Source organism: Mesorhizobium sp. M7A.F.Ca.CA.001.04.2.1 (genome assembly GCF_003998485.1).
Classification (GTDB): domain Bacteria; phylum Pseudomonadota; class Alphaproteobacteria; order Rhizobiales; family Rhizobiaceae; genus Mesorhizobium; species Mesorhizobium ciceri.
This window is the reverse complement of the sequence record NZ_RZQT01000157.1, coordinates 1-12407: the sequence shown is the minus strand read 5'-3', so window position 1 is coordinate 12407 and position 12407 is coordinate 1. Positions and strand designations below refer to the sequence as shown.

The following is a 12407-nucleotide window of genomic DNA, read 5'->3' as shown; positions in this document are numbered from 1 at the left end:
CGCCGACGATGGCGTCCTCGACTTCACCAGCGACCCGCCGGATCGCTTCCAGCGCGTCGGCGGTCCTCAGCGTGATCTCGATCGCAGGCAGGCCGCCGCGCGCGAAGCCGGCCTGCGCTTCCTGAAATTCTTCCCGGCCGAGCAGTCGGGCGGCATCGCTTCGCTGAAGGCCTTCGCCTCGCCGCTCGCCGATGTGAAATTCTGCCCGACCGGCGGCATCTCGGCCAAGAACGCAGCTGACTATCTCAGCCTGCCCAACGTGGTCTGCGTCGGCGGCTCCTGGGTGGCGCCCGACGACCTCGTCAAGGCCGGCAAATGGGACGAGATCGAAGCCTTGGCGCGCGCGGCGAGCAAGCTCGCAAAATAAGGCTTTCATGGCGGCATGGAAAAACCCGGCCGACTTGCGTCGACCGGGTTTCCGCCGGATGTTTTTTCCAGGCCTGCCTTGGCCGGATCAGTTGCAGACCCTGACTTCCCTGACCACCCTATGATGATGCTTCCAGGTCGTGACAACCTTGGTCCGGCAGTGCTTCTTCATGTGCATGTGATCGTGGGTCTTGACGACAATGGTTTCGGCCTGCGTAGGGGCGATGACCGCCGAAGCGGTTGCCAACGCGATGACCGATGCCAGTAGAATCTTCTTCATGGGTATCCCCGGGTTTGAACGAACGAGGGAGAAACCGTTGACGGCCCGAGGCGTTCCACGATCACGGCAATGTCAGGCCGGTGTGATCGGAAGCCGGCGGGCCGCGCGACCGGATCCGGCCACGCAGCAAAAAGCCGCGCTGGTTGCCCGGCGCGGCTTTGTCGGTTGATTTGCCGTCATTTGGTCTGGAAGCGAGCTACCGACATGAACTTGACGGCGTTGCCGGTGAAGCGATTGGCATCGGCCACCTGGCTGCTCGGCTGGAAGCCAGCGGTGTAGACCTCGCTCGGCGGCGTGTGCACGATGCTGTAGGCGTAACCCGGCGCCGTCGTCGCGCTTGAAACGGTGGCGACCTGCTCGCCGCTGGTCAAGGCCCAACGGGCGGCCTGCGGTGCGGCTGCAACCACCATGGCCTTGGGGCCTGGCTTCAGGTCGCGGGCGGTGGCTCTCGATTCCTTGCGCGTCGTCTTGACGCCGGCGCCGATCGCGGCGGCCGGATCGGAACCGACTGGGCGGGCCACGACAGCATCGCGCGGCGATGCGGTGTTGGTGCCCGGATCGTTGAACGCCGAACGCGGCTCGGACCCGGACAAGGAAGCAAGCTGGTAATCGGCCGCACCGACCTGGGCATTGGCCTCGTCGAGCACGGCCTTGACCGCGTCCGGCCTGGCCATCTCGGGCCGCGCCGTCGGCAGCACCGAGAACGCATCGGTCGCGGTCTTGCCTTGGTCGGCCGTCTCCGCCAGCGCCATCAGCACATCCTTGCTGGGCGGCGCAGCCAGAGCGGCCGGCAGCGAATTGTCGGGACGCCATGTCGGCAACGGTATGTTGTTGACCGCGACCTGGGTCGCATCAGCCGAAGCCGTTGCATCGGCCATGCCGAAAGGAACGCTCGCCGGCGCATGCGCGGTCGCCACGGCCTGCTCGGTGGTGGCTGTCGCCTCCGCCATCGCAAAGGGAACATTCTCAGGCTGCTGCGCGCCGACATCGGCTTTCGGCCGCGGTGCGAAATCCGGCAGCGGAATGCTTCGGGCCGGCAAAGCCGCGATGATCGTCTCCGGCGTGTCCTGTTCAGGCTCCGGAGCCTGCTGTTCGGTCACTTGCGGAATCTCGGCGCGCCGCGCATTCTCCGGCGCCACGATGGCGATGCCCGGGAGGTTGCTGGTCTTGGCCGCCGCTGCCGGCTTCAGGTTTCTCGCCTTGGGCGGGGGGGCGGCCGAAGCGGTCTCGACATCGGCGCTGTCGTCGGCCTCGTCGTCGCCGCCGCCACCGAAGAAAGCCGACAGGAATCCACCCGATTTCTTGCTGCTGCCGCCGGCACTGGCCATCTCGATGGCCGGCGAGCCCGATCCCTTGCGCGCCTTGTAGGAGGCGAGCGCCTGCTCAAAGCCGGGCAGCGGCCTGCCGTCGCTCGGCACATGCAGCGTCTTGCCATTGGGGAACAGGGAGACCAGTTCCTGCCGGCTGATACCGGGCCAATGGCGCACATTGCCGACATCCATGTGGACGAACGGCGAACCCGATGACGGATAGTAGCCGACGCCGCCGCCCTGCATCTTGAGGCCGATGTTGCGCAGCTTCTTCAGCGGCACGCCGGGAATATAGAAATCCATCGCCTTGCCGAGCATGTGCTGGCTCTTCTCGGCCACGCCCCTGCTGCGGCTGCGCAGCATCGAGTTCGTCGACGGCGAGCGATAGCCGCACACGACCTGGATGTAGTCCGTGGCACCTGCTTCCCGATACGCCTCCCAGACGAGATCCAGCAGGCGCGGATCCATCTTGGTCGGCTCGTTGCGACGCCAGTCGCGCAAAATGATGTTGATCTTGCGGAGACCTTCGGGGACGTAGCGGCCGTTGCGCTTGTAGACGATCTCGGCCTTCTCATGGGTGTGGAGATGATAAAGCTTCAGCGACCGTGTTTCGGCGCTGGCTCCGCTCGCAGCCGCGGCAACAAAACCAAAAGCGACAACCAACACTGCCAGCCACTTCGGCCAGACGCTCAAATGATGGTGCCGCCTGTTTGTGTGTCGTTCGATTCTGTTCAAATCAAAAGGCCTTGCAGGCTGCCGTTTGTCCCCGGATTTGTCCAAACGGATGTGGCATTAGCACACCCGAATATCGATCCTAATGGTTAATCATCGCTTATTGAAGCCGAAATGCGGTAACACCGTGGCGATATCCCGTCAAAAATTGTTCACAAGGTTTCTTGGTAAACCGCTGGTTTAGATCAGATTTTCGCCTTCGCCCCGAACACGATCTGTTACCGCTAGCCTTAATGCGTGAACAGAGCTGTCCACGGGACAGCCACAATGCCGCTGAAACGGCGATACAAGGCCCGTTGTGGCATTGCAAGCTGGCGCCGGCCTTGTGGCAAAGCCGGAAGCCGGGCCAAAGCTCAGCCCGGCATCGCCCTTAGGAGGCTAGTCGATCGACGCGGCCTGTCTCCGGATCGATGCCGTGTTCCTTGAGCTTGCGATAGAGCGTCGAGCGGCCGATGCCGAGTCGGCGGGCGACTTCGCTCATCTGTCCGTTGTAGTGATCGATGGCAAGCTTGATCATCTCGAGTTCGACATCGGCAAGTGCCCGCACATTGCCGCGCTCGTCGAGCGCCCGCAACGTGCCGAAGCGAGGCTGCAGCCTTGCCGGCGGATCGAACGCGATTGCCGGGCCGCCCTCGCCGGGCAAGGCTTCGTCATCGCGCGCCTGCAAAGGCAAGGACGGCGACGGCGCGTCGCCATCCATATCGAGGTTGACGGTGCCTTCCACTTGCGCCCGGATCTGCGGGAAGTCCTCGGCGGCAAGCACATCGCCTTCGCAAAGCACCGAGGCGCGAAAGACGGCGTTTTCGAGCTGCCGGATGTTTCCGGGCCAGTCATAGGCCTGCAGCACGGCGAGCGCTGCCGCCGAAATACCTTGCAGGCGACGGTGCGGGTCGGCCGGCGCGACCTTCTCCATGAAATGGGTGACCAGATACGGGATGTCGTCGCGGCGGTCGCGCAGCGGCGGCACGAAGATCGGATAGACGTTCAGCCGGTAGAACAGATCCTCGCGGAACTTGCCGTCCTTGACCTGCTGTAGGAGGTTGCGGTGCGTCGCCGAAATCAGCCTGATGTCGACCCTGACGGTCGAGCGCCCACCGACCGGGTCGACCTCGCCGTCCTGGACCGCGCGCAACAGCTTGACCTGCACGTCGAGCGGCAGGTCGCCGATCTCGTCGAGAAACAGCGTGCCCGAATGCGCTTCGACGAACTTGCCGGTGTGCTTGTCGGTGGCCCCGGTGAACGAGCCCTTCTCGTGACCGAACAGGATCGATTCGACCAGATTGTCTGGAATGGCGCCGCAATTGACGGTGACGAAGGGCTTCGTGCGGCGGTCGCCACTGCCCTGGATGGCACGCGCCACCAGTTCCTTGCCGACGCCGGACTCGCCCTCGATCAGGATCGGAATGTTGGATGCCGCCGCTTTCTGGCCAAGGCGGATCACCCTGTCCATGGCCGGGCTGTGCGTGATCATGTCCTTGAAGGTCAGGAGGCCGCCGCGCCGGCGCGATGTGCGCTTGACCTCGCCCTCGACGGCCTCGACCTTGAGCGCATTGCCGATCGACGCCTGCAGCCTGTCGGGAGACGCCGGCTTGACGACGAAATCGAAGGCGCCATGACGCATCGCCGAAACCACGGTCTCGATTCCGCCCTGCGCGGTTTGCACGATCGCCGGCACGTTGATGTCGCGCTCACGCATCGCCTTCAGCACGCCGATACCGTCGAGACCGGGCATGACCAGATCGAGGATGACCACCGACACCTCGCGGGCGCCGGGTCCATCGAGGATGTCGAGAGCGGCCGCGCCGCCGTCGACCACGATTGCGCTGTAGCCGAACCGCGTCACCGCCGCTTCGAGCAGCCGGCGTTGCACCGGATCGTCATCGACTATGAGTATGGAACCTGTCATGACTGGTGTGACTGCCCGCCCGAGGAATTCTGCCCTGTGGACCATCTTGGCACAGGGTTCTAAATAAGGTTTCAAAAAACCCGGTGAATGAATTCCTTAGGATTTGACCGGCTTCTCGTTTCTCCTTGAACCTTGGCCACGGAAGGTGTCGGCAATGCATAGGGATTCTGGGCACACGGTTTCCGCACGGCGGCTGGCGGCGCCGGCGTCGGGTCAAGGCGCGGCCGAGCTGGGCGACCTGCCGGAATGGAACCTTGCCGACCTCTATGCCGGCATGGACGCGCCGGAGCTGAAGCGCGACATCGCCAAGGCCGCCACCGATGCCACCAGTTTCGAGAGCCGCTGGAAGGGTACGCTGGCCGCCGAAGCCGAGCGCGGCGGCGCCGGCAGGTTGGGCGAGGCGCTTGTCGCCTACGAGGCGCTGGAGGAACTGATCGGCCGCATCGTCTCCTATGCGGGACTGGTTTATGCCGGAAACACCGCCGATCCCCAGCGCGCCAAGCTCTATGGCGACATCCAGGAGAAGATGACCGACGCCAGCGCGCACCTTCTGTTCTTCGCGCTCGAACTCAACCTGATCGACGATGCGTCGATCGAAGGCGCGCTCGCCGGCGATCCCGCCTTTGGCCACTATCGGCCATGGGTGCTCGATCTGCGCAAGGACAAGCCTTACCAGCTCGAGGACCGCGTCGAGCAGCTCTTCCACGAAAAGTCGATCACCGGACGCGGCGCCTGGAACCGCCTGTTCGACGAGACGATGACCGACCTTCGCTTCCACATCGACGGCGAGGAACTGACGTTGGAGCCGGCGCTGAATCGTCTGCAGGACGCCGACGGCGAGGTGCGCCGCCGGGCGTCCGAGGCGCTGGCCACGACCTTCCGCAAGAACTTGCGCACCTTCACGCTGATCACCAACACGCTGGCCAAGGACAAGGAGATATCCGACCGCTGGCGTGGCTTCGAGGACATCGCCGATTCACGCCATCTGGCCAACCGCGTCGAGCGCAGTGTGGTGGACGCCTTGGCCTCCGCCGTTCGCGATGCCTATCCGCGCCTCTCGCACCGCTACTACGCGATGAAGGCACGCTGGCTTGGCATGGAGGTGATGAACCATTGGGACCGCAACGCGCCGTTGCCGGATACGCCCCAAGCGATCATCGGCTGGGACGAGGCCAGGAACACCGTGCTGTCCGCCTATCAGCGCTTTTCGCCCGACATGGCCGAGATCGCGCGAACCTTCTTCGACCGCAACTGGATCGATGCGCCGGTGCGGCCCGGCAAGTCGCCTGGCGCCTTCGCGCATCCGACCGTACCGTCGGCGCATCCCTACGTCCTGCTCAACTACATGGGCAAGCCGCGCGATGTGATGACGCTGGCGCACGAGCTTGGCCATGGCGTGCATCAGGTGCTGGCCGGCGGCCAGGGTGCGCTGATGGCCTCGACGCCGCTGACGCTGGCCGAGACGGCATCGGTCTTCGGCGAGATGCTGACCTTCCGCTCGCTGCTCGACCAGACCACCGACCGGCGCGAGCGCAAGGCCATGCTCGCCCAGAAGGTCGAGGACATGATCAACACGGTCGTGCGCCAGATCGCCTTCTATGAATTCGAGCGAAAGGTGCATGCCGAACGCAAGAACGGTGAACTGACCTCCGACAGGCTCGGTCAGTTCTGGCTCGAAGTGCAGGCCGAAAGTCTGGGTCCCGCCATCAAGCTGCGCGAAGGCTATGAGGTGTTCTGGACCTACATCCCGCACTTCATCCATTCGCCCTTTTATGTCTATGCCTATGCTTTCGGCGACTGCCTGGTGAACTCGCTCTACGCGGTCTACCAGAACGCCGAGCGCGGCTTTCAGGACAAGTATTTCGAAATGCTGCGCGCCGGCGGCACCAAACATCATTCCGAGCTTCTGGCGCCCTTCGGGCTCGACGCCACCGATCCCGCCTTCTGGCAGATCGGACTTGGCGTCATCAGTGGCCTGATCGACGAGCTGGAAGCGCTCGACACTTGAAATGCGCCCCCAGGCGTCGCTCTAACAGTTTAGCCGGAATGCATGTTGGGACAGCTCTACTATCGCCCTAAATATCTGTTCTTGAAGTACTCTCCACCGAAGTTTTCCGATAGCTTTCCACAAGCTCTATGATAGCCTTCGCTCCAAGCTCAGCCGGAGCGCATGCGGATCGGCGAGGAGAAATCTCAGCCGGCCGTGGCGCTCAGGCGAACGCGACAACGGCCGTTGGCCATGGGCAAGCAAAGCCGATCGCCGACAGCTCGAACCGAAGCCGGCTGTTCTGCTTACCGCGGAACCACCAAGAGTAGTCCTTCGCCGAAGATCATGACCCACGGCAGACGGATCTGACTGGAGAGAGACAATGGGCACTTTTTTCTACGTGGTCCTGGCGTTCCTGATAGGCGTATTGGTCGGCTGGTTCCTTTGGGGGCGCCTGCGCGGTGAACTCGACAGCTTGCGCGGCGATCTCGACCGTACACGCAGCGAACGCGACAGGCTGCGCACCGACAGCGACCGCCTGACCGGCGAACTCGATGCATGCGGCAAGACCCGCGCCGACCTTGAGCGCCGGCTGCGCGAAGCGTCGGCCGCACCTGCCGCCGGAAGCAGCGCGGCAAAACCGGCAAGCCAGGCGCCGGCGGCCCTGATGTCGACCCCCGCGACGGCCAAATCCACAAAGCCCGCGCCGGCCAAACCGGCCGCTGCGAAAGCGGTCCCTGCCAAGGCGGTCCCTGCCAAGCCGGCGGCGAAACCCGCCGCCACCAAAACCTCGGCTCCAGCCAAATCCGCAACGAGCAAGCCTGCAACAGCCAAGCCTGCATCCGGCTCAGCATCCGGAAAGCCCGACAATCTGCGTCGGCTGATCGGTATCGGTCCGGTCAATGAGAAACTGCTCAAGGCACAAGGCGTCACCAGCTTCGCCCAGATCGCGTCCTGGACAGCGGCCGATATCAAACGGATCGAAGACGTCATGAATTTCGATGGCCGCATCGCGCGCGAACGCTGGATCGAGCAGGCCAAGCTGCTCGCCGCCGGCAACGAGAAGGAATTCGCCAAGCAGTTTCCAACAGCCGGAACCTCCAGCAACAGCTGATCGCCAGGCACGACCTGAAGATTGCAAGCGGCGGCGCCATATCGGCGTCGCCGTTTGCTCTTGGTTCCTGAGTTGGCCCAAAGGTCGGCTTTAAGAGGCAGCGTGCCGTTCCCTCGATTGCGCGCGGGCGGCACCCCATATAGAGCGGTTGATGGCTTCATTGACCGCAGCATTCGGTGCCCATGTCCCTGCCCGCCGCAATTTTTCGCAATGACAAAAGCGCGCGCCAGCTCGTTTTCGACCGGCCGGCCGATATCATCGTGGCGCACGATGCAGGCGATTTCGGGCCGGCTCTGGAAGCAGCACAAGCCGCGCATGATGCAGGCAAATGGCTTGCCGGCTATTTCTCGTATGAGGCGGGCTACTTGCTCGAACCCAAGCTCGTTCCCCTGCTGCCGAATGGACGCCGCGCCCCACTCGTGTGCCTTGGGGTTTTCGATGCCCCGGTCGAACAGGCGGTGCCGCCGCGCAATACGGCGGCGACCAATGGCCCGATCTTCGACGCCCGTGCGACGTGGTCGCCCGAGGATTATGAAAAACGCTTCTCGCGGCTGCACCAGCACATCCGGCAAGGTGATTGCTACCAGGGCAATCTGACCTTTCCCGTGCACGCGCAATGGTCAGGCGAGCCGCTGGCCGCCTTCGATGCGTTGACTGAACGTCAGCCGGTGAAATATGGCGCGCTGATCGCGCTCGGTGAACCCATCGTGCTGTCGCGCTCGCCTGAACTGTTCTTCGAGATCGACGCCGAGGGCATGATCGAGACGCATCCGATGAAGGGAACGGCGCCGCGCGGCGCCACCAAAGCCGAGGACGAACGGCAGAAGATCTTCCTGCGCAATGACGAGAAAAACCAGGCCGAAAACCGGATGATCGTCGATCTCCTGCGCAACGATATCTCGCTGATCAGCGAGGTGGGCACGCTGGACGTGCCGGCGCTGTTCCGCATCGAGACTTACCCGACCGTGCATCAGATGGTGAGCGACGTCAGGGCCAAACTGCTGCCGGGTCTCTCTATCCGCCAGATCTTTGCGGCGCTGTTTCCTTGCGGTTCGATCACCGGCGCGCCTAAGATCCGTGCCATGGAGATCCTGCGCGACCTGGAAGGCACGCCCCGCGATGCCTATTGCGGCGCCATAGGCTGGATCGCGCCCGGCGGCCCGATGCGCTTTTCCGTGGCGATCCGCACCATCTCGCTCTTTTCGGGCGGCGAGGCCGTCTACAATGTCGGAGGCGGCGTCGTCTTCGATTCGACGGCGCAGGAGGAGTATCAGGAGTGTCTGCTGAAAGCGCGCTTCGCGACGGGAACACCGCCGACTTTCAGTTGATCGAGACCATGCGCTGGGAACCCGGCTCGGGCTTCCTGCGCTTCGATCGTCATCTTGCGCGCCTCTATGGCTCGGCGGCGGAACTCGGCTTCCGCTGTGATCCAGGCACGGTCGGCGAGGCGCTGAGCAGCGCGGTCGGCGGTTCCGGCGTTGCCACACGCACGCGCCTCGTCCTGTCGCACGATGGCGAGGTGACGGCCTCTGCGCAGCCTTATGAACCGCTCGCCGCCGACAAAGTCTGGATGCTGCGGCTGGCGCGGACGAGGCTCGATTCGAACGACACGCTGCTGCGCCACAAGACCAGCCGGCGACAACTTTACACGCGTGCCCGTGCCGAACACCTCATCACGCAGGCCGACGAGGTGCTTATGGCCAACGAGCGTGGCGAGATCTGTGAAGGCACGATCACCAATGTCTTTGCCGATCTCGGCGACGGCGTGCTGGCGACGCCCCGGCTCGATTGCGGCCTGCTGCCTGGCGTATTGCGCGCGCAGCTTCTGGATGAAGGCCGCGCCCGCGAAGCGATCTACAGCTTGGACGATCTGAAATCCGCCAAGTCCCTGTTCGTCGGCAATTCGCTGCGCGGACTGATCCCGGCAAGACTGACCTGAGACATGACGTCCCCAAAACATACGCTGCCCACCCACACGCCCTATGACGGCTCGTCGAAACTGTTCAGCATCGGGCTGAAGCCGCTCGACCCGGCGGCCTGGATCGAGGTCGACGGCCATCTGCTGCCGTATCTCGCCGAAAAGCACCGGCTCTATGCCGAAATCCCAGAGCGCGTTTTCGTCGAGGAGGACGGCACGCGCGACGCCCAGCAGGAAGTGCTCGACTTGCTCGCCGCGCATCTCCCGGAGAGGTTCCCCGAAACCCATCGGCTCGGCGGATCAGGCGTCGAGGTGGCGGGCGCGGCGAGCCGTCTGCCTGCTTCCCTCGCCGATGCGCCGCTGGCCAAAGCCTCACTGCTCGTCCAGGAAGACCTGATCCTGATGCGCAGCAGTGACAGCGGCTGGCGGCTGGTCGCCGGCTCGCTCTGCTTTCCCTCCTCCTGGTCGCTCCTGGAAAAGTTCGGCAAGCCGCTGCAGGACATCCACGCGCCGGTGCCGGGTTTCGGCCCGGGCACGCGTCCGGCGGAACTCATCAACCGGATGTTCGATGGCCTCCAGGGGCAGGCCGTCGAGCGCTACAACTGGTCGATCCAGGCCGACAACGCGCTCTACCATCCGCTCTCCGACCTGCAGCGCATCGACCGCGCCACCAACCGGCCGTCGCGCTTTCCCGATGGCGACATCGACGCCCATGCCTTCATTCGCGTCGAGCGGCAAACCCTGCGCAAACTGCCTGTTTCACGCGATATCCTGTTCACCATCCGCATCCATCTCGACCCTCTCAGGGTGCTGGCGCGGCACCCTGATCGGGCGAAGCTCGCGGTGTCTTTCGCCGCCCAGCTCGAAGCACTCGATCTCGCCCAGCTCGACTACAAGGGCCTGACATCGGACCGCGACCGGCTGATGACGGTCCTTAACCACATGGCCAATGACGACTGATCGCTGGTTGGCGCTTTTCGCTGGTTTGTGACAATGATCTGTGATGTAGCGCATGGCCGCCGGGCAAAGATGCCCGGTTTTGTGTGTGCGTTTTCCCAGTTTCCTGGGCTTTGAAGGAGTGCTCGATAAAATGGCGAATGAAAACTGGCCCGTTTACGGTGAGATCAGCGGCCCTGTCGTGATGATCGGCTTCGGCTCGATCGGCCGGGGAACGCTGCCGCTGATCGAACGCCATTTCAAGTTCGACAAGTCGCGCATGACGGTTATCGATCCGCGCGACACCGACCGCAAGCTGCTCGACGAGCGCGGCATCACCTTCGTCCAGGAAGCGGTGACCGAGAAGAACTACAAGAAGCTCCTGACCCCGCTTCTGACCAATGGCGGCGGCCAGGGCTTTTGCATCAACCTGTCGGTTGATACCGGCTCGGTGGACCTGATGCGGCTCTGCCGCAAGCTCGGCGTGCTCTACATCGACACCGTCGTCGAGCCGTGGCTCGGCTTCTATTTCGACGCCAAGGCCGACAACGCCAGCCGCACCAATTACGCGCTGCGCGAGTCGCTGCTCAAGGAAAAGCACGACAAGCCCGGCGGCGCCACGGCGGTCTCCACCTGCGGCGCCAATCCAGGCATGGTCTCGTGGTTCGTCAAGCAGGCGTTGGTCAATCTCGCCACCGATCTTGGCCTGGAGTTCTCGGAGCCCGCGCAGGACGACCGCGAGGGCTGGGCCAAGCTGATGAAGAAGGCCGGCGTCAAGGGCATCCACATCGCCGAACGCGACACCCAGCGCACCAAGAAGCCGAAACCGATGGATGTGTTCTGGAACACATGGTCGGTCGAAGGCTTCATCTCCGAGGGCCTGCAGCCCGCGGAACTTGGCTGGGGCACACACGAGACATGGATGCCGAAGAACGCCAAGAAGCACAAGCACGGCTCGAAGGCAGCCATCTACCTGGAGCAGCCGGGCGCCAACACGCGCGTGCGCTCGTGGTGCCCGACGCCCGGCGCGCAATACGGCCTGCTGGTGACGCATAACGAGGCGATCTCTATCGCCGATTTCTTCACCGTGCGTTCGAAGAAGGGCAAGGTGCATTACCGCCCGACCTGCCACTATGCCTATCATCCCTGCAACGACGCGATGCTGTCGCTTGACGAGATGTTCGGCGCCGCCGGCAAGCCTCAGCCGGTGCATCATGTGCTCGACGAGAACGAGTTGATCGACGGCGTCGACGAACTCGGCGTGCTGCTCTACGGCCACGACAAGAATGCCTACTGGTACGGCTCGCAGCTGTCGCTCGCCGAGGCGCGCAAGCTGGCCCCCTACCAGAATGCCACCGGCATGCAGGTCACCTCGGCGGTGCTCTCGGGCATGGTCTGGGCGCTGGAGAATCCCGAGGCCGGCATCGTCGAAGCCGACGAGATGGACTACAGGCGGTGCCTGGAAGTGCAGTCCCAGTATCTCGGACCGGTCAAGGGCTACTACACCGACTGGACGCCGCTCGATAACCGTCCCGGCCTGTTCCCGGAAGACCTCGACCGGAACGACCCGTGGCAGTTCCGCAACATCCTTGTGCGATAGCAGCACCGCCCACCTGCCTCACTGCCTTGCAATCGCCCGGAAATCGGGCGATTGAAGGGATGCGGACCATAGCGATACGTATTCATCTGGACGCACGTCGCTCTGGAAACTTGGATGCACGCCTCGTGCTTGTCGAAAATCGATTTCCGATTTTTGGGCCGATGCGAGAGGAGAGGATTTTCACATGATCATTGCGCGCAAAATTCTTTCGATGAGCGTGGCGGGTGCCATTGCGGCGATGCTCGCCGCCTGTGCGAC

At 63.6% G+C, this 12407-nt stretch carries 9 protein-coding genes and 2 pseudogenes; 7 read left to right on the top strand and 4 right to left on the bottom strand.

Going from position 1 to position 12407, the window contains the following annotated elements:
* A pseudogene (locus EN955_RS35985) lies at positions 1 to 103 on the bottom strand (keto-deoxy-phosphogluconate aldolase); the annotation flags it as partial.
* On the opposite strand from EN955_RS35985, the pseudogene EN955_RS30330 reads away from it, so the two are divergent.
* Positions 95 to 367, top strand: a pseudogene (locus EN955_RS30330) (keto-deoxy-phosphogluconate aldolase); the annotation flags it as partial. The pseudogenes EN955_RS35985 and EN955_RS30330 sit on opposite strands and share 9 nt — an antisense overlap.
* Before the next feature lie 87 nt (positions 368 to 454).
* Here EN955_RS30330 and EN955_RS30325 read toward each other — a convergent pair.
* The 3 genes from EN955_RS30325 to EN955_RS30315 form a co-directional block, all read right to left on the bottom strand.
* Positions 455 to 646, bottom strand: coding sequence for a hypothetical protein (locus EN955_RS30325; protein ID WP_024502724.1), 192 nt, complete (start codon positions 644 to 646; stop codon positions 455 to 457).
* A gap of 176 nt (positions 647 to 822) precedes the next feature.
* On the bottom strand, positions 823 to 2649 hold the full coding sequence (locus EN955_RS30320) for a DUF882 domain-containing protein (protein WP_024502725.1): 1827 nt from the start codon (positions 2647 to 2649) through the stop codon (positions 823 to 825).
* A gap of 409 nt (positions 2650 to 3058) precedes the next feature.
* Complete coding sequence (locus tag EN955_RS30315; protein WP_024502726.1) at positions 3059 to 4594, bottom strand: sigma-54 dependent transcriptional regulator; 1536 nt, start codon at positions 4592 to 4594, stop codon at positions 3059 to 3061.
* A gap of 154 nt (positions 4595 to 4748) precedes the next feature.
* Between EN955_RS30315 and EN955_RS30310 the strand changes: the two genes are divergently transcribed.
* From EN955_RS30310 to EN955_RS30285, 6 genes are all read left to right on the top strand, one after another.
* Positions 4749 to 6602, top strand: a complete 1854-nt coding sequence (locus EN955_RS30310; RefSeq protein ID WP_024502727.1) for a M3 family oligoendopeptidase — start codon at positions 4749 to 4751, stop codon at positions 6600 to 6602.
* Positions 6603 to 6963: 361 nt separating this feature from the next.
* The gene (locus EN955_RS30305; protein ID WP_013529735.1) at positions 6964 to 7695 is read left to right on the top strand and encodes an NADH dehydrogenase; all 732 of its coding nucleotides are present in this window, start codon (positions 6964 to 6966) and stop codon (positions 7693 to 7695) included.
* Between the two features lie 182 nt (positions 7696 to 7877).
* Positions 7878 to 9023 (top strand): aminodeoxychorismate synthase component I, encoded by a 1146-nt coding sequence (locus EN955_RS30300; RefSeq protein WP_024502728.1) that lies wholly within the window; start codon positions 7878 to 7880, stop codon positions 9021 to 9023.
* Positions 8972 to 9634, top strand: a complete 663-nt coding sequence (locus EN955_RS30295) for an aminotransferase class IV family protein (protein ID WP_013529733.1) — start codon at positions 8972 to 8974, stop codon at positions 9632 to 9634. Before EN955_RS30300 ends, EN955_RS30295 begins: the two co-directional genes overlap by 52 nt.
* A 3-nt stretch (positions 9635 to 9637) precedes the next feature.
* Positions 9638 to 10573, top strand: coding sequence for a DUF3445 domain-containing protein (locus tag EN955_RS30290; RefSeq protein WP_024502730.1), 936 nt, complete (start codon positions 9638 to 9640; stop codon positions 10571 to 10573).
* Between the two features lie 130 nt (positions 10574 to 10703).
* On the top strand, positions 10704 to 12149 hold the full coding sequence (locus EN955_RS30285) for a homospermidine synthase (protein ID WP_013529731.1): 1446 nt from the start codon (positions 10704 to 10706) through the stop codon (positions 12147 to 12149).
* Positions 12150 to 12407: the final 258 nt, after the last annotated feature.